Genomic DNA, 17,341 nt, shown 5'->3' with positions numbered 1-17,341 from the left:
TATGAAAAAAATAGTCTTTACAGGTGGCGGTTCGGCAGGGCATGTAACACCTAATTTAGCCATCATTCCACATTTACAAGAACAAAATTGGGATATTTCTTATATTGGTTCTCATCAAGGAATTGAGAAAACGATTATAGAAAAGGAAGGCATTCCGTACTATAGTATTGCGAGCGGAAAGCTACGCCGTTATTTTGATTTAAAAAATATAAAAGATCCTTTTCTTGTGATGAAGGGTGTTATGGAAGCGTATGTAAGGATTCGAAAACTAAAACCAGATGTAATTTTTTCAAAAGGTGGTTTCGTATCTGTACCAGTCGTAATTGGAGGATGGTTAAACAGGGTACCAGTTTTGTTACATGAATCTGATATGACGCCAGGACTAGCAAACAAAATTGCGCTCCGTTTCGCTTCAAAAATATTTGTTACATTTGAAGAAGCTGCGAAACATTTACCGAAAGAAAAAGTAATTTATACAGGATCTCCTGTACGTGAAGAAGTACTAAAGGGAAATCGTGAAAAAGGTTTAGCATTTTTAGGTTTTTCACGTAAAAAGCCAGTTATTACAATCATGGGAGGAAGTTTGGGCGCAAAAAAAATTAATGAAACGGTTCGAGAAGCGTTACCAGAACTTCTGAAAAAATATCAAATTGTTCACCTTTGTGGAAAAGGTAATCTTGATGATAGGTTACAAAATAAAGAAGGATATAGACAATTTGAGTATGTACACGGAGAACTGCCAGATATATTAGCCATAACAGATTTTGTTATTTCACGTGCGGGCTCTAATGCCATTTTTGAGTTTTTAACATTGCAAAAGCCGATGGTTTTAATTCCACTATCGAAATTTGCAAGTCGTGGAGATCAAATACTAAATGCAGAGTCTTTTGAGAGACAAGGATATGCTTCCGTATTGTATGAAGAAGATGTGACTGTGAAATCTCTTATAGGGCATGTCGAAGAATTAAATCAAAATAATGAAATGTATAAAACAGCTCTAAAAAAATATAATGGAAAAGAAGCAATTCAAACAATCATTCAACATATTTCAGAGGCATGATGAAACAATCATGCCTCTTTTAGTAGGATGAAAGATTCCAAGAAACGGTGTTTTTATGTTACAATAAAGTGAAACTTTAATCAGTGGGAGGTTCACCCCCACTGATTATTAGTTGAACCAATCGGGCTTTTACGGGCAGTTAATCCCCCACCTAACTTCTTTGTGTTCGCTGAATTTTGAGGTGGGGGTCTTACTGCCCGTTAATGCGGGGTAGCAAATGGATTAGTAGGGAAATTCCAATTAATGAAGCGTGAAAATACGAATGGATTAGGAGTGACTGTGTTGGAGCTAAGTCTCTATGAAAATACTGCACTTATTATATGCTTTGTGTTGTACGTTGGTAGTGTTATTGTTTATATTTCAAGGAAGTTTTCGCAAGAAAGAGAGCTTGAAAAATCAGAAATAACAGCAGAACTAGAAATGTTAGCTGATGAAAGTTATAAAAAACAAAAAATAAAAGAAGACCATGAGGCATCCCATCATTTAAACGCAAATAAGTTTTAAAGATGGGGATTTTTTTTGAAGGAGATGCAGCAGAATTTGCATCTTATGTTATGAATCATGTGAAATAATAGTAACTATCTAAAAGGTTATAAAAGTGATCTTTTGGGTACAGTGATGATAAGAAACATATATAAAGGAGTACATAATATGAAATTAGAAAATGGATGGGAAACGAGCTTTTTAGAAGTCGTACAAAATAGCGAATTTAAGAAAGAGGCACTTCTTAGCCAATTACTTTTTGCAGATAGTGAAGAAGTTGAGGAGCTTGTAGATGATTATGGTTATGAAGAAATCATTGACCGCGAACATGATGATGAATTAGCTCATATTTTAGGAGAAGAACTTTTTAGTGAGATGGAACGACACGTATTCTTATCTTCACAGTCAGAAGAAAAACTTATTTCATTCGTAAATGGATTAGGTTTTCATGTGTTAGATTGGATCGTTCTTCTTGAAACAGAATTTGGCATCGATAGTGCACACTTTACGTCGGATGCTGTGAAAATGTTAGAAAAGCGTTTCAGACAATTTCCATACATAGAAGATAAAACAATTTTTGACATGACATTTGGAGAAGCAATGGATGTATTAGAGTCTATTACAGGATTACAACTGAAAGAAAAGATGAATGTATAATGTAAAAAAAGAACGTGAGACTATCACGTTCTTTTTTTACATTATAATAATTTTATCATCTAGTTTCGTTTGTCCGCTAAGAAGTGCGTTTAAATATTCCACTTTTCTTATACAGGCTTGTATATGTCTTTCAACCTCTTGTAACTCTGCTTGGTGATGCGTTTCAATAGGATGAATTTGTACGTTGAATTTTTCAAATTGACTACTATATGTTATTTCTGCATAGCCGCTCATAATATCTGTTTCGTTATGAAATAAAAATTGCTTCGTTTTGTCACAGAATGATACATTCTGAAAGCCATATACTTTTAATGCTTCAATTACTTTTTTTATCATTTTTGTATTCATTTTTTTTAACCCTCTTTACGAAGTTCTACTTATACATTATAACATAAAAAATTACATAGAAAGCGCTTCCAAGTGTATTTTATTATAAACTTTACGTTTCAATCACAAAAATGAAACAAAGAAAAAATAATTGTAAAGAAGGAAGGACTCTTTTATTGTTTCGTCATATATATAGAGAAATAGTGCAATGAAAGGAAATTTTCCGAGGTGGAGATCGTATTTCCAATTTGAGCGCAGTAAAAGAGGTGAAGATCTTGAACTTTGATATTGTAGGACAAAAAGCATATATAAAAGATGGACCGCATCGGAACCGAATTGGAATTGTAAAGAAAAACGAGACAAAATTAGAATCGCAGTTTGCTATTGTAATTGGAGAACAAATCATTGAGGTAGAGCTAAAGGATATCGTGTTAGTTGGAGTAGACGTAGGACAATTTCATAAATGGTGCGAACAAAATGGTTATTTGTGAAAAGGACGGGCTGTGAGATAATGAAGTATATGTGAGGAAAGAGAATATGTTATTGTATTCTCTTTTTCTATGTGTAAGGAGACGGAGATGAAGTATACAGAACGAGATTTTACATTGGAGTTAAAAGAGAACATTCAATGCATGGAGAAGGAAATAGAGAGAATAGCATTTAAACTTTTTAAAGATTATTCACATTTGTACATAGAAAAAAACATGGAATTATTTATAGAACTCATCAGAGATAAAGAAAATCCTTTTGAAACAGGATATTCTTCATCAATTTCGATAGCTGTATTAGATGAAGAAGGAAAGATGGTTGAATTTTATACAGTTCCTATCTGGGAATGTTGTAGTTATTTTTTAGGAGTACCGCTTCCAATAAGGTTTTGGGGAAGTAAGTTAAGTGGTGAACTTGTTGATGAATCTTATTGTGAGATAGAGGAGGAGTTAAAGGAGCGGTTGGAAGAATTTTTACAGTTTGCGGGTGAGGAATAATAGTTAATCTGTAGTTTATAATTAATAGTTATTAAAAAAATGAAAAACGGTGTAATTTCTTTATATCTGTACATAGTGTTTGAAACAATATGTTATGCCTTATGTATAAAAGATAAAGAGGAAGATGAAAAGAACTAAAAAAGGACGCTAACCGTTTTGTTAGCGTCCTTTTCATTATGAAGCAATTTCACCAGTTTTTGTATCATCTTGATTGTACGTATCTTGATCTAATTCACCAAGCCATTTACTAGAAATAAGACCTGCTGTCATAGAACCACTTACGTTAAGAGCTGTACGCCCCATATCGATTAATGGTTCAACTGAGATAACAAGAGCGACAATACCGATTGGTAAGTTCATTGTAGATAGTACGATTAACGCTGCGAATGTTGCACCGCCACCAACGCCGGCAACACCGAATGAGCTAATCGCAACGACAGCGATTAAAGTTAAAATAAATTGTGGTTGTAATGGATCAATTCCTACAGTTGGAGCGACCATCATTGCAAGCATTGCTGGATAAATACCTGCGCAACCGTTTTGTCCGATAGATACTCCAAATGAGGCTGCGAAGTTTGCAATCCCTTCAGAAATACCAAGTTTTTCTTTTTGAGCTTCAATATTTAATGGCATTGCACCAGCACTAGAGCGAGATGTGAATGCAAATGTTAATACAGGGAACACCTTTTTCAAATATTGAATTGGATTTAAACCAGATAGAGCAATTAATAATAAGTGGATAACGAACATTACGATAAGTGCCACGTAAGACGCTAACACGAAGTTACCAAGTTTTAAAATAGCATTTATGTCGCTACCAGCAACTGTTTTTGCCATAAGAGCTAATACGCCGTATGGAGTAAGACGTAAAATTAAGGTTACCATACGCATTACAATTGCATATACAGCATCAAGCATTTTCTTAAATAGCTCTGCTTGTTCTGGATATTTTCGTTTTACACCTATAAAGGCGATACCGATAAATGCTGCAAATATTACAACAGAAATTGTTGAAGTTGGACGAGCACCTGTTAAATCAAGAAATGGATTTGTAGGTAACAGCTCTAATAATTTATCTGGAATTGTTGTTTTTTCAATAGAAGTAAATCTTTCTTCAACTAGCTTCAGACGAGCAGATTCTGCATCACCTTGTTGCAGACCAGTTGCAGAAACATCAAATCCTGCACTTGCAGCGATACCGACAGCTGCAGCAATTCCTGTAGTCAGAATTAAAATTCCGATAATAAGACCACTAATTTTACCAAGGTTTTTCGTTAACTGTAATTTTGTAAATGCTGAAATAATAGATACTAAAATAAGTGGCATAACGATCATTTGAAGTAACTTCACATAACCGTTACCGATTAAGCCAAACCAAGTATTTGATTCAATAATTACTTTAGAAGTTGGCTCATAAATAAATTGTAATATAAGACCGAAGATAATTCCGACTCCTAAAGCGGTAAATACACGTTTATTAAAAGATACATGCTTACGTTGCATATAATATAATACGCCAACTAAAATGAGCATGACTGCAACGTTAATTCCGACAAGCAGTGTATTCATGATGATTCCCCCTAATTCCAATCTGTTATATAGAATATAAATCAATAAAACCTATAAGTCAACTAGGGAATTCCGGAATTAAAAAAAAGATGGCAAAATGCCATCTTTTAATGTCCAGCCCCAGGGACAAGTAAAAATGTCGTGTAGTATGTAAATCCTATGAAGAAAACAGTTAAATATGCCCCGAATACGTATATATACATACGCTCTGTTAAATTTAAATAGCTTAAAAGTACGAAGAATCCTGTTTGTCCTAAAAATAGTAGTGCAGTCGAATGCATATCCCCTACGTAAAACATAACCGAGAAAATTCCAGTCCAAAAGCCGAGAACGCGAAACATGCGCTCCATGCCATCTCCCTCCTTTTCTAAAAAAAGTAAACCTCACTTCATTATAGTTTATTTTTCTTACTATTGTAAATATTCGTTCATATAAAAAGAAGCCAATTATAATTGGCTTCTTTTTATATGAGAAATCAAATTGTTAGTTTATAATTACAAGATTTACATCCATCTAGTAAACTATCATTTCGTGTTAATTCCGTGTTAGGGAATAGGATTTCAAAAATCCCTTTCATCATATCTCCGTGCATATTACAAATTTCAGTTGGGTGATGGACAGCAACTTCTTTAAATGGACAATTGTGTACATCATAGAAAATTTTTGTTCCATCTGCACTTAATTCAAATGCAGGTGATAAGCCAGCTGTTGAAAAGGCTTCCTTTGCAATTTGAACTTTTTGCTCCACTGTTAAAGCATCTTCGCTCACATTTAAGCGCTGCATATGTTGTTGCATTAATTCGGCTCCGAATTGTTTCCCTGTTTCGTATAGCGCTTTTTCACCAGCAGCTCCAAGGCTAAGTAAAGAATTAAACGCTATTTTTGCTAATAATTGATAATCACGGAATGGGAATTGTAATTGGATAACATCTTCAGATAATACATATAATCTGCTTGGTCGTCCGCCTTTTCCAGTTTTCTTCGTTTCAGATTTCAGCATATGAACATCTTCTAATTTAGATAAATGTAAACGCGCTACGTTTGGATGAATGTCAAACTCATCAGCAATTTCTTGTACAGTTACGTAACTATGTTTTTGAGAAATATATTTATAAATGTAATAACGAGTTGGGTCAGCTAAAACACCTGTAATTTTTAAAGCTTGTTCCATGAGGATCTCCACCTTTATCACTTTATCCAAGATAATAACATTATAATACAGATAAACATGGGTATAGGTAATTTTAGACAATAATTCGGAAATTGTTCATAATTTCACAAACATATTTTTCCTTTTTTATCTAGTGAAAATGCAAAAATACCGATTTTTCAGATGGATTTCTTCATGCTATATACATAGTGGGGAGGGAAAAATGATGAATGGAATTGAAAGCTTTGCGAATACGATTTTGAAAGAGGCGTGTAGGGTACAAGCTTCGGATTTACATATTGTGCCCCGGAAGAAGGATGTAGTGATTCAACTGCGCATAGGGAAAGATTTAATGACGAAACAATACATTGAAAAGGAATTTGGAGAAAAACTTGTTTCACACTTTAAATTTTTAGCATCCATGGATATAGGGGAGAGGCGGAAGCCACAAAATGGTTCACTGTATTTACAAATGGATGGACAGGAAGTGTATTTACGTCTTTCCACGCTTCCAACTGTATATCAAGAAAGTCTCGTTATTCGTCTTCATTTACAAGCATCTATTCAGCCGTTATCTCATCTTTCGTTATTTCCAAGTACAGCGAAGAAACTACTTTCTTTTTTACATTATTCCCATGGGTTACTCGTATTTACTGGACCGACTGGATCGGGGAAGACAACAACAATGTATGCATTATTAGAGGTAATTAGAAAAAAGAAAACACGCCGCATCGTTACACTGGAAGATCCAGTTGAAAAAAGAAATGACGATGTATTACAAATTCAAATAAATGAAAAAGCAGGTATCACATATGAGGCGGGACTAAAGGCTATTTTGCGTCATGATCCAGATGTTATTTTAGTGGGTGAAATTCGTGATGAAGAAACAGCAAAAATCGCTATAAGAGCAAGTTTGACTGGCCATTTAGTAATGACGACACTGCATACGAATGATGCGAAAGGAGCAATACTTCGGTTTATGGACTTTGGCATAACAAGGCAAGAGATTGAACAATCTTTATTGGCTATAGCTGCACAGCGACTTGTTGAATTGAAGTGTCCGTTTTGTAAAAGAAAGTGCTCAACTGTATGTAAATCAATGAGGCAAGTAAGGCAAGCGAGTATTTATGAGTTGTTATATGGATATGAGTTAAAACAAGCGATTAAAGAAGCAAACGGGGAATGTGTCACGTACAAGCATGAGACATTAGAGTCTTCGTTGCGAAAAGGATACGCTTTAGGATTTTTAGAAGAGGATGTTTATGTTTAAGAAAATATGGAGTTTAAGTGATCAAGTAATATTACTGAAACGATTAGGAGAACTATTAGAAAAAGGATACTCTCTTTTGCAGGCATTAGAATTTTTACGGTTTCAATTACCTTTAGAAAAGAAAGTACAATTGCAGCGCATGATTGATGGATTAAAAAATGGAAAAAGTCTACACGATTCTTTTCATCAATTAAAGTTTCATCAGGAGATGTTAAGCTATTTATTTTATGCCGAGCAACATGGTGATATTTCTTTTGCGTTGCAACAAGGGAGTGCACTTCTTTATAAAAAGGATAAGTATAGGAAAGATATGATGAAAATAATGCAGTATCCTATGTTTTTGGCGTTCTTTTTAATAATCATGATTTTGATTTTTAACCGCATTTTATTACCACAAGTTGACATGGTATATAGTTCATTTGGTTCTACAGCACCGTTATTTACAGAGCAAATTTTAAGTGCAATTAAGCTACTACCTTATCTTATTTTTAGCACTATTTTTATCGTTACAATTGGCTGTAGTTTATATATATTTTACTTTCGGAAACTCCCACATATGAAGCAGGTAAAAATTATGCTTCGTATCCCCCTCGTAAAAACATTTCTTATTTTAAAGCATTCACATTATTTCGCTACTCAATTGAGCGGTTTATTACACGGTGGGCTATCAGTACTTGAGGCTCTAACAATAATGATGGAACAAAAATACCATCCGTTTTTTCGATATGAAGCGGGTCGAATTGAACGCCAATTAATTGCAGGAGAATCGTTGCAATCTATTATTGCTAAAAGTGGATATTATGAGGAAGAACTTTCTTATATTATTACACATGGCCAAGCAAACGGTAATTTGGCGATTGAATTAGGTGATTATAGTGATCTGATTATGGAAAAGATGGAGCAAAAAATTAACCGTATGTTAGTGATTATTCAACCGATTTTATTTACGTGTATTGGAGGAATAGTCGTTCTTATGTATTTAGCGATGATTATGCCAATGTTTCAAATGATGAATTCTATATAGGAGGCATTTACATGCAGAATGAGGAAGGGTTTACCCTTTTAGAAATGTTATTAGTTATGGTCGTCATAACTGTATTATTACTATTAATTATTCCTAATGTAGTTACGCAGCGTTCATCCGTTGAAGGAAAAGGATGTAAAGCCTATGTGAAATCTATAGAAGCACAAGTACAAGTATACCAACTACAACATAATAAAATTCCTACACTAAAAGAGTTAAGTGATGATAAATATATTACAGCTGATAAGTGTCCGAATGGTGAAGCGATTCATATTTCCAATGATGGCACAGTAACAAGTGGGAAACAGTGAAGCAAAAAGGTTTTACACTTTTAGAAATGCTACTCGTTTTATTTGCCATTTCTGTACTAAGTGTGGTCACGTATTTTCATGTACATTCATTATATGAAAAACAAAAAATTGAACAATTTTTAAGACAGTTTTCAAATGATATTTTGTATATGCAACAATTAGCCATAAATCGTCAAAAACACTATACATTACGATGGCATAAAGATAGACATATGTATTATATAGGGGAATCGAGTACGGATCATTCTATCATTAAAAGAGAATATGATAGCGATATACAATTGGATTTGAATACTTTTCCAAATCCGATGACATATAATCCGAGTGGGAATATTAATAGAGGTGGCACGATTTTACTTTCGTATCGAAGTTATAAATATGAGATTGTATTCCAGCTTGGAAGAGGGAGATTTACGTATCGTGAAATGTCAAAAAGGGTCAGTGATGGCTGAAATGCTTGTAGCATTAAGTATAGTAATGATGATGGTATCTTTACTACTTCCGCAAACAGTATTGATTATGCAAGAACGAAAAAACATACAAATTCGTTATAAGGCATTTGTATTATTAAAAAAAGAAGCAGCTTTATATATGTATGAGAATGAGGCAAAACAACAGAAAGAAAAAGTTATAAATGGAAATGTATATTACACATATTGGGGAGGAAATGAAGTTTGTGCGATGTGGAAAGATGTGAAAGGAAAAATGATGGAACAATGCTTTTATGCGGGAGAAAAAATGAATTAGAAGTTGGATTTACATTAATTGAAATGATCGTATGTTTTTTTCTGTTATCACTTTTCTTTTTACTCTTACCACGTTTAAGCTTTATTGGAATAGAAAACAAGCAATCAAAAGGGTTAAATAATTGGGAATGGGATGTGTTTGTAGGACAAGTACAGTTAGAGTTTCGTGAAGTATCATTTGTGGAAAAAATAGTTCCTGAAAATAGAGAGAGTATGTTGCGCTTCCGTCTTCGCACTGGAGATGAAGTGACGTATGAAAAATTGAATAATCACCTTATAAGAAAAGTGAACATGCGCGGAAGAGAAGTTATATTACAAAATGTTGAAATGGTTTCGTATGAAGTAACACCTCATTTGCTCTTTATCAATGTGAAAGATAGGAGCGGGAAAAAATATGAAGGTGTAGCTATAAGGTATAGCGAAATGGGAATACATGTATGATAAAACAAGATGGATTTACGATGCCAGGAACAATCATTTTTCTTATATTATTCACTTCGTTCTTTATATACGAAACGAATATGTTGCTTATAGATAAAAAATTTTATATTGAAATAGAGCAAAAGTTTGTACTGGAGGAAATACTAAATCAATCTATTACAAATATAAAAAAAGACTTACGGCAAAAAGAAAAGGAAGATACTTTTTTCTTTTCATATGAAAAGGGCGAAGCGAGTGGAAATTACGTATTTGAAAACGACGTTATTCTCGTTTCATTGCAGTGCAAAATAAAACAGGAAGTTTTCTATAAAGTAAGCTTTCGGTATAGAAAAAAAGATGAGAAAATATTCGATTGGATAGAAGGATAGTATGTGAAATATATGGATAAAAAACCATGATTTATCATTTGAAAATAGGCTGTTTTTTAAAAGGAAATGGATAAATAAAACAATTAAAAGTTTAAATTTTCTCAAAAAAGAGAAAGGTAGAAAGAATATGATATATTCATGCTATCCAATCATTATTTTTAGGGAGAATAGGGAAATGACAAACAACAATCAAATAGGTGAAAATAAGGAACAAACTATTTTTGATCATAAAGGAAATGCAATTATGACAGAAGATAGGGAAATACAAATTATTTCAAAATTCGAAGAACCTCTTATTGTCGTGTTAGGAAATGTATTAAGTGATGAAGAGTGTGATGAATTAATTGAATTGTCTAAAAATAAATTAGCACGTTCTAAAGTTGGTTCATCACGTGATGTAAATGATATTCGAACGAGTAGTGGTGCATTTTTAGATGATAATAAACTTACTGCGAAGATTGAAAAACGAATTTCATCTATCATGAATGTTCCTGTTTCGCATGGAGAAGGATTACACATTTTAAATTATGAAGTGGATCAACAATATAAAGCACACTATGATTATTTTGCCGAACATAGTAGATCCGCTGCTAATAATCGTATTAGTACGCTTGTCATGTACTTAAATGATGTAGAAGAAGGCGGAGAAACTTTCTTTCCGAAATTAAATCTTTCTGTGCACCCTAGAAAGGGAATGGCAGTATACTTTGAGTATTTCTATCAAGATCAATCACTAAATGAGCTTACGTTACACGGAGGGGCACCTGTAACGAAAGGTGAGAAATGGATTGCAACACAGTGGGTGAGAAGAGGTACTTATAGATAAAGCGAGTATGTTACGTTTTGTTCTTCAGTGTATAAGAAGAACAAAACGTTTTTTTATTAAATAAAGTAGCATCTTTCGTTATAATAACAAGTAATACATGACGATTGAGAGGAACGAAAATGAAATCTATATACATAACCGGCTATATGGGAGCTGGGAAAACAACAATTGGAAAAGCATTAAGTAAAGAACTTCATATGGATGTTATAGATACAGATCAAAAAATTGAAGAGAAGCAAGAGAAGGAGATTCGTGATATTTTTGCCGAAGAAGGTGAAATGGCTTTTCGGGAATATGAAAGTGAGATGTTACGTTCACTACCTGTTGAAAATGTAATCATTACAACTGGCGGCGGAATCATTGAGCGAGAGGAAAACCGCAAGTGGATGAAGGAAAATGGAACTGTCGTGTATTTATATTGTGATCCACATGTAATTGCAGAAAGGCTTCGTGAAGATACGACACGGCCACTATTTCAGAAGAAAGATATAGATGCATTTGTAACGAAATTCGAATCGCGCCGAGCTTATTATGAAGAGGCTCATATTCATATCGATACGACGAATAAGTCTGTAAAGCAAATTATGGATGAATTAAAAGAAAAGATTAATGAATAAAAAAGTGGACATACTAATCAAGTAGAGGTGATGATAATATGTCTACTAATGATTATGTTCGCTTTGTGACACAGCAGTTTGTGTCGTATATGGATGCTCCAAAAGAAGATCGTAAACAAAAGAAAGAACAACGTCGTGCTGAAAAAGAGCCATTTATGAATAAGTGGTTTGGTGTTATGCCGCTAAGTGCTGCTTTGTTTTATCAAAACGTAAAAAATAAAAGAAAAAAATCAAGTTAAAGATTTCGTAATATGTGTAGCAAAATGAAAATCCCCTAGTAGCATCGTACTACTAGGGGATTTTCATTTACTGCATAGACTCTTTTTCTTCTGTAACGGCATGTATTTTATTGTTCACCCAGACAAATCCAATTCCGATACAAATGGAAATGCCCCATCCAACAGCGGTCATAATTGCTCTCATTTCACCGTAGCCATCTACACCGAAAACAGAGATGAAATAAATTTTTAAGAAGCTTTTTAATATGAATTGTAGACCGAAAAAGAGCGTTAAATATTGCAATGCTGGATAGATACGACTATCACGATACAGTTCACGACTTTTATCACGGTCATGGCCTTGCAGTGCAGCAATATCTGCTGCGAAATATAACATAAGTGGTTTTTTTATAAAAATTGTGCATATAACGATAATACCGAGTACGATGTGATAATACGCATCGTTCCACAACATTCGTTCAGCTGATCCAGATAATAGATCTACCGTTGTATTAGAAATGAGTGTAATTAAAATAAAGAACCCTGTTACGTTAAACTGTTTTTCTTTTTTAAAGGTATACAGTGTATAAATAATCCCCGGAACAGAGGAAAGTAACATTGCGTAATAAGGATCGATATAAGGTTTTGCAAATTTCCAAATGAGGAATGGGATTACGAGATAAAAGACAAGATCTAATATAGCTTTTTTATTTTGATTCATATACAGCCTCCTTAAGTCATACATATATTTTATAATATAATTTCTGAAAATTGTATAAGGTTTAGTGGAAAAAGAAAAAGAAAAAGTATATGTTTAGTAGATTGAAAAAAATACCCCTAGCGTAGTAAGTTTTTTTAGTATACAATAAAGGAAACGCTTTCATTTTTAGTTTGTTCACAAAATAGACGGAAAATCACATATTTACTATCGATATGTTGCTTTATAATGAAACTAATTAAATATACATGCATACAATATTGTGAAATAAATAACATAAATAATTTATATAAATGTAAACGTTATCAAAAGAGAGAGGTGGAGGCAATGAGTAAATTTTTCTTCAATCATAATCCAGCGACAGTAGAGGATGGAAGGCTTGTTGAATATGCTGAAATTATTTATGGAGAAGGCGGCCGTTCTGTATTAGAAAATTTAATGGTGAAGGCATCTATCAGATTGCGTGATCGTTATCCGAATAAATCTGACGAGCAGATCTCGAACCTAGTAAATAAAGGCATCCATGATATGTTTCAAAAATATGTGAGTGAGTAAGAGTAGCCATTGGCTACTCTTATTTTTTTTGTATAAGGATGGTGTCTATAGCTGAAAATAAGGGTGTATTTTGAAAGATATAAATTGTTAAAATTTGTTAAATAATAAGCGGAACTAAAAAATAGGAAGGGGTAATATAATGTTAAGAAGTTTTATTATAATTTTGGCATTTTTAGGTTTGAACTTTTCTTCCGTAGTATTTGTAGAGGCTAAAAGTAACATGACTTTACATGAGGATAATAGTACTTTTCGATATAAACATAATTATAAAAAATTATACAAGTTCCTAAATATCCCTAAAGAAGAATATAGTAAGTCTATACAGAATGGCAAGTCATTAGGTGAAATTGCCGTAGAACAAGGGATTCATGAAAAAGAATTGATTGTTTTTTTGAAAAAGGAAGTATTAAAGCAATTACACCAACAATGGAAAACTGGAAAGCTTAATACACGTACATACAAAGGGATAAAAGGACATGTAGATGACTTTGTTAAGGATGATATACATTTTAAATATAAAGAATTAAAAAGAAACTCATCTGGTTAAATCGAAAAATCATTGATGTAGGAATGTTTCTACACCAATGATTTTTCATTTTTCTTTGAATTATACTAATCAGACTGCATTGTATATAATCGATAATATTCCTTTTCTAAGATCATGAGTTCATCACGGGTACCTGTTTCAATGATCTCTGCTTGTTTAAAAACTATAATTCGGTCTGCAATTTTTGTTGAAGCCATCCTATGAGAAATATATATTGTTATTTTATTTTTAGTTATTTCTTTAAATTTCTTAACTCGGAGAGCGTACCTTGTATTTATGAACAATCATGGATGCCTTTAATCATGAAATCATTAGTTATGTCATCAGCGAATCATAAACACTGATATTAGTGATAAAGACATTAAAATAAGCAATGAGAGGCCGAAAAGTAAAAGATGTCCTATTTATACAGCGAAAAAATTTCAAGCGTATACCAAAGAAAACGACATTATCACCAGCATGTCCCGGAGAGGAAATTGTCATGATAATGCCGTCATGTAAAGCTTCTTTGGTCATTTGAAAAGTGAAGTTTCTACTCGCAAGAGATAATAAAAGTATCCAATATAACTGTGCGAAAGAGTGTGCTAGAATAAATTTATTACTACAATTGTGTGCGAATTAAAGAAAAATTACACCACCTATCCTCTAAAGAATTTAGGGAATAGATGGTTTAGGTATTTTGATATATGTTCCGTTTTCGGGGGCCACTTCAAAAATGAAGGGGCTTTTTAAGTTAGAAAATGATTCGCGGTAACATAAAAGAGTCCACCGTTAATAATTTGTACTGTAATGCGGGGTTCATATTGTTCTTGCAGTGCTTGTTTTTCAATTTCATAGCTTTCAGGAAGTTCATCACTTTCTTCATAAAAACGATTTAAAAGGTCCAAATCGTGATTCCAGCGCACTCTTGCTTCTTTCGCCCACGTATGGTCATCTTCTGCAATAATATTTTTTAAAGCATCCTCTATACGTTGTAAACCGCTTTGCGGTTTAATAATAGGCGAGAGCGTAAAACAAAAGTCAGGTATTTTCGGTGTAAGTTTAATTTTAGTTAATGTTTCATGAAAGTTTGCAATCATTGTGCCAGAAATAAGATGAATGCCAATCGAGTGGAGGATATCTTTTTTTCGATCACATTGATAGGAAACTTTTATATTTACACCGAGCCACGGATGGAGCGGTGTATGCGTTGCTCCGCTATGCCGTACTTCCTCATATAAGCGTATGTAAGAGCCTAATTCTTTTGTCGTTTGAAAAATTTGATGAAGACGTGGTGAACCGTAGTGAATAAGTTCACCATCGTTTTCTTCATTTTCTGGATTTGTAATAAGAGTAAGGCGCATCGGATTCGGTACGCCTCCTGTCTTCTCAAGATAGTGCCAATAAAAAGGACGGTTCATTAATAATTTATCCATCTCAATTGTTAATTGCACATCCAATAGATGAGGAGAACGTTCTAAAATTTCACAGTTATTCGCCTCAAAAAAATTGTATAAGTAATTATGAATTTCATGTTGCTGCATAGCCTTGCACCTCAGCTTCATTTCGCTTCGCAAAGTCGATAATAGATGTTAAGTTTTCCATCTTAATTCGGATTTCTCCTTCGCTTTTTGATTGCGCAAATATTTCTTGAATGTGTGCGTCGATGTTTTTCATATTAATTCTCGTTAAAATTTCATCAAGTTCACCGATCACACGCTCAAATAAATTAATTTTTTCATATAACAGTTTCAAAATATGTTCTTCCACAGTGTGTTTTGTAGCTAAGTTATAAATATGAACATCATTCTTTTGACCAAGGCGGTGAATACGTCCGATTCTTTGTTCAAGGCGCATTGGGTTCCATGGTAAATCGTAATTGATCATATGGTTACAAAATTGTAAGTTAATTCCTTCACCACCAGCTTCCGTTGCGATTAGCACTTGCGCATGATTTTGGAAAAGTTCCTTCATCCAATCTTTCTTTCCCCGTTTAAATCCGCCGCGGAATGGGACAGAAGAAATACCGTGCTGTTGTAAAAACCATTGTAAGTACATTTGTGACGCTCGGTATTCTGTGAAAATGACGACTTTATCGTCAATTTCTTTTATAAGCTCTAGCGCTTTATTTGCTTTTGAGTTAAAAGGAATACGGTTAATTTTGTCCATTAGCACATCAATATGCGGATCTTTTACGTAATGTTCATTTTCCTTCTGTCGTTTTTCTACATGTTTTTTTAATGAATAGTAAACGGCCTCGCGACTACTACACGCTTCCCGTTTTAAAGTTAACGATGAGAAAGCTGATGTGAATGCATCTTGTCCTCGCCAATTTTCAATATTGTTATATAAATCTTGCTCTTCTTTATTAAACTCAACAAAAATTGTACGTACATGTCTCTTTGGCCAATCAATCCCAGTATTATGGCGCCGATTTCGGACCATCACTTTGTTAATAAGAGCTTTTAAATCTTCATCAGATTCGGCTGAACGATTTTTTGAAGCGTAATATTCTTCAAAATTGGATTGATTGCCTAAGTGTCCTGGTTTTAATAAAGAAACAAGGTTGAAGATTTCATCAATCTTATTTTGAACAGGAGTAGCGGTTAATAATAAACAAAATTTCTTTTTTAATCGCTGTGCAAATTCATAGTTTTTTGTTTTATTATTTTTAAGTTTATGTGCTTCATCGATAATAATAAGGTCATATTCTAAGTTCAAAACGATATCACGATGTGGGGAACGTTTTGCAGTATCAATTGATGATACAATCACATCGGCTTGTTCCCACGAGTAGCTTTTCTTTTGAGCTACAGCTGGAATGAAAAACTTTGTATTTAATTCGTATGCCCATTGTGATACGAGAGAGGCTGGAACGAGTATAAGTACTTTTTTCACAAGGCCGCGGACCATATATTCTTTTAAAATAAGTCCAGCTTCAATCGTTTTTCCAAGTCCTACTTCATCTGCTAGAATCGCTTTACCATTCATTTGTTCAATAACATTTTGAGCGACTTCTAATTGATGAGGAAGTGGTGTGAAATGGGATAAATGTTTCGGTGCTTGTAATCCATCAAAAGTAGGAACAAGTAATGATTTTTCTGTTTCATAAGCTAAATGATATAAATCCCAGTTTGTCCAAGGACCATCTTCATCAATTCTATTTAAAAAATTGTTTTGCCACGTTCGATCTATGGAAATATCGACATTCATTACGACTCTCCCACCTTTTATAAACTAAAGTAATTATGAAAAAATCTTTAATATATAAGCCTTGTAATAAGGCGCTATTACACTTACTGAAAGGTAAACAATAAGTAAAGATAAAGGACTAAATCTTAAAAACTGTATGTAATAAGATTAAGCGTAAAAAATTCTAAATTATTTTTTATGCTAGAATATTGATGAAATATAGCGAATAATGTTAGGATAATGGTGTGAAATGTGTGGAATCTTTCGTATTTTATCCAAGAAAGTGATTTTTTATTT

Annotated in this window: 25 protein-coding genes and 1 pseudogene; 18 read left to right on the top strand and 8 right to left on the bottom strand. The window is 33.4% G+C overall.

The genetic code is table 11. The annotated features are described in order from the left end of the window. The first annotated feature begins 1 nt into the window (after position 1). From murG to PDQ40_RS12135, 3 genes are all read left to right on the top strand, one after another. On the top strand, positions 2-1,060 hold the full coding sequence (murG, locus tag PDQ40_RS12145; RefSeq protein ID WP_270691437.1) for an undecaprenyldiphospho-muramoylpentapeptide beta-N-acetylglucosaminyltransferase: 1,059 nt from the start codon (positions 2-4) through the stop codon (positions 1,058-1,060). Between the two features lie 243 nt (positions 1,061-1,303). Beyond that, positions 1,304-1,564: a DUF3966 domain-containing protein gene (locus PDQ40_RS12140; protein ID WP_000817964.1), complete on the top strand. Its 261-nt coding sequence runs from the start codon at positions 1,304-1,306 to the stop codon at positions 1,562-1,564. A gap of 147 nt (positions 1,565-1,711) precedes the next feature. Then, positions 1,712-2,200, top strand: a complete 489-nt coding sequence (locus PDQ40_RS12135) for a hypothetical protein (RefSeq protein ID WP_000764274.1) — start codon at positions 1,712-1,714, stop codon at positions 2,198-2,200. A 36-nt stretch (positions 2,201-2,236) separates the two neighbouring features. Here the strand turns inward: PDQ40_RS12135 and PDQ40_RS12130 are convergent, their stop codons facing one another. Continuing rightward, positions 2,237-2,548: a hypothetical protein gene (locus PDQ40_RS12130; RefSeq protein WP_001093243.1), complete on the bottom strand. Its 312-nt coding sequence runs from the start codon at positions 2,546-2,548 to the stop codon at positions 2,237-2,239. Positions 2,549-2,802: 254 nt separating this feature from the next. Between PDQ40_RS12130 and PDQ40_RS12125 the strand changes: the two genes are divergently transcribed. Next, a complete protein-coding gene (locus PDQ40_RS12125; RefSeq protein ID WP_001008331.1) occupies positions 2,803-3,018 on the top strand; it encodes a DUF3912 family protein in 216 nt (71 codons plus the stop codon). 87 nt (positions 3,019-3,105) lie between these two features. Further along, complete coding sequence (locus PDQ40_RS12120; protein ID WP_000877912.1) at positions 3,106-3,513, top strand: hypothetical protein; 408 nt, start codon at positions 3,106-3,108, stop codon at positions 3,511-3,513. A 174-nt stretch (positions 3,514-3,687) separates the two neighbouring features. Here PDQ40_RS12120 and PDQ40_RS12115 read toward each other — a convergent pair whose 3' ends face one another. From PDQ40_RS12115 to PDQ40_RS12105, 3 genes are all read right to left on the bottom strand, one after another. Further along, complete coding sequence (locus PDQ40_RS12115) at positions 3,688-5,082, bottom strand: L-cystine transporter (protein WP_001094339.1); 1,395 nt, start codon at positions 5,080-5,082, stop codon at positions 3,688-3,690. A 107-nt stretch (positions 5,083-5,189) separates the two neighbouring features. Beyond that, positions 5,190-5,432 (bottom strand): DUF2626 domain-containing protein, encoded by a 243-nt coding sequence (locus tag PDQ40_RS12110; protein WP_000440714.1) that lies wholly within the window; start codon positions 5,430-5,432, stop codon positions 5,190-5,192. 125 nt (positions 5,433-5,557) lie between these two features. Next, positions 5,558-6,253: a helix-turn-helix transcriptional regulator gene (locus PDQ40_RS12105; protein WP_000434103.1), complete on the bottom strand. Its 696-nt coding sequence runs from the start codon at positions 6,251-6,253 to the stop codon at positions 5,558-5,560. Between the two features lie 205 nt (positions 6,254-6,458). Between PDQ40_RS12105 and comGA the strand changes: the two genes are divergently transcribed. The 10 genes from comGA (at position 6,459) to PDQ40_RS12055 (ending at position 12,074) form a co-directional block, all read left to right on the top strand. Beyond that, positions 6,459-7,502, top strand: a complete 1,044-nt coding sequence (comGA, locus tag PDQ40_RS12100) for a competence protein ComGA (RefSeq protein WP_001013206.1) — start codon at positions 6,459-6,461, stop codon at positions 7,500-7,502. Next, positions 7,495-8,526, top strand: a complete 1,032-nt coding sequence (comGB, locus tag PDQ40_RS12095) for a comG operon protein ComGB (protein ID WP_046197830.1) — start codon at positions 7,495-7,497, stop codon at positions 8,524-8,526. Before comGA ends, comGB begins: the two co-directional genes overlap by 8 nt. 11 nt (positions 8,527-8,537) lie before the next feature. After that, positions 8,538-8,837, top strand: coding sequence for a comG operon protein ComGC (gene comGC / locus PDQ40_RS12090; RefSeq protein ID WP_001178695.1), 300 nt, complete (start codon positions 8,538-8,540; stop codon positions 8,835-8,837). Continuing rightward, on the top strand, positions 8,834-9,289 hold the full coding sequence (gene comGD / locus PDQ40_RS12085) for a comG operon protein ComGD (RefSeq protein ID WP_000810398.1): 456 nt from the start codon (positions 8,834-8,836) through the stop codon (positions 9,287-9,289). Before comGC ends, comGD begins: the two co-directional genes overlap by 4 nt. Next, positions 9,282-9,584: a competence type IV pilus minor pilin ComGE gene (gene comGE / locus PDQ40_RS12080; RefSeq protein ID WP_000829518.1), complete on the top strand. Its 303-nt coding sequence runs from the start codon at positions 9,282-9,284 to the stop codon at positions 9,582-9,584. Before comGD ends, comGE begins: the two co-directional genes overlap by 8 nt. Further along, positions 9,554-10,024, top strand: coding sequence for a competence type IV pilus minor pilin ComGF (gene comGF, locus PDQ40_RS12075; protein ID WP_000923058.1), 471 nt, complete (start codon positions 9,554-9,556; stop codon positions 10,022-10,024). The genes comGE and comGF overlap by 31 nt, the downstream gene beginning before the upstream one ends. After that, on the top strand, positions 10,021-10,392 hold the full coding sequence (comGG, locus tag PDQ40_RS12070; protein WP_061132205.1) for a competence type IV pilus minor pilin ComGG: 372 nt from the start codon (positions 10,021-10,023) through the stop codon (positions 10,390-10,392). The genes comGF and comGG overlap by 4 nt, the downstream gene beginning before the upstream one ends. Before the next feature lie 175 nt (positions 10,393-10,567). Further along, complete coding sequence (locus PDQ40_RS12065) at positions 10,568-11,218, top strand: 2OG-Fe(II) oxygenase (RefSeq protein ID WP_270691435.1); 651 nt, start codon at positions 10,568-10,570, stop codon at positions 11,216-11,218. A gap of 119 nt (positions 11,219-11,337) precedes the next feature. Further along, positions 11,338-11,835, top strand: a complete 498-nt coding sequence (aroK, locus tag PDQ40_RS12060; protein ID WP_000836626.1) for a shikimate kinase AroK — start codon at positions 11,338-11,340, stop codon at positions 11,833-11,835. Positions 11,836-11,873: 38 nt separating this feature from the next. Then, positions 11,874-12,074, top strand: a complete 201-nt coding sequence (locus tag PDQ40_RS12055; protein ID WP_000106079.1) for a YqzE family protein — start codon at positions 11,874-11,876, stop codon at positions 12,072-12,074. 67 nt (positions 12,075-12,141) lie between these two features. Here the strand turns inward: PDQ40_RS12055 and PDQ40_RS12050 are convergent, their stop codons facing one another. Both PDQ40_RS12050 and PDQ40_RS12045 read right to left on the bottom strand, forming a co-directional pair. Continuing rightward, the gene (locus PDQ40_RS12050; protein WP_001073109.1) at positions 12,142-12,774 is read right to left on the bottom strand and encodes a VC0807 family protein; all 633 of its coding nucleotides are present in this window, start codon (positions 12,772-12,774) and stop codon (positions 12,142-12,144) included. Between the two features lie 134 nt (positions 12,775-12,908). Further along, the gene (locus tag PDQ40_RS12045) at positions 12,909-13,025 is read right to left on the bottom strand and encodes a GTP pyrophosphokinase (protein WP_071727059.1); all 117 of its coding nucleotides are present in this window, start codon (positions 13,023-13,025) and stop codon (positions 12,909-12,911) included. Between the two features lie 73 nt (positions 13,026-13,098). Here PDQ40_RS12045 and PDQ40_RS12040 point away from each other — a divergent pair, with 73 nt between their 5' ends. The 3 genes and pseudogenes from PDQ40_RS12040 to PDQ40_RS28205 all read left to right on the top strand — a co-directional run. Then, the gene (locus PDQ40_RS12040) at positions 13,099-13,326 is read left to right on the top strand and encodes a hypothetical protein (protein WP_000032699.1); all 228 of its coding nucleotides are present in this window, start codon (positions 13,099-13,101) and stop codon (positions 13,324-13,326) included. A 139-nt stretch (positions 13,327-13,465) separates the two neighbouring features. Then, positions 13,466-13,873 (top strand): hypothetical protein, encoded by a 408-nt coding sequence (locus tag PDQ40_RS12035; protein WP_270691434.1) that lies wholly within the window; start codon positions 13,466-13,468, stop codon positions 13,871-13,873. Between the two features lie 450 nt (positions 13,874-14,323). Next, positions 14,324-14,538 (top strand): annotated as a pseudogene (locus PDQ40_RS28205) (IS3 family transposase); the annotation flags it as partial. A 63-nt stretch (positions 14,539-14,601) separates the two neighbouring features. On the opposite strand, the gene PDQ40_RS12025 reads toward PDQ40_RS28205, so the two are convergent. Continuing rightward, positions 14,602-15,396 (bottom strand): YqhG family protein, encoded by a 795-nt coding sequence (locus PDQ40_RS12025; RefSeq protein WP_001183969.1) that lies wholly within the window; start codon positions 15,394-15,396, stop codon positions 14,602-14,604. Beyond that, entirely contained in the window at positions 15,383-17,065 is a 1,683-nt protein-coding gene (locus PDQ40_RS12020; RefSeq protein ID WP_270691433.1) for a DEAD/DEAH box helicase, read from the bottom strand. The genes PDQ40_RS12025 and PDQ40_RS12020 overlap by 14 nt, the downstream gene beginning before the upstream one ends. Positions 17,066-17,341 lie beyond the last annotated feature (276 nt).

The organism is Bacillus cereus group sp. Bc061, assembly GCF_027715825.1.
GTDB classification, from domain to species: domain Bacteria; phylum Bacillota; class Bacilli; order Bacillales; family Bacillaceae_G; genus Bacillus_A; species Bacillus_A paranthracis.
The sequence above is the reverse complement of the archived record's forward strand: the minus strand, read 5'-3'. Positions and strand labels throughout refer to the sequence as shown.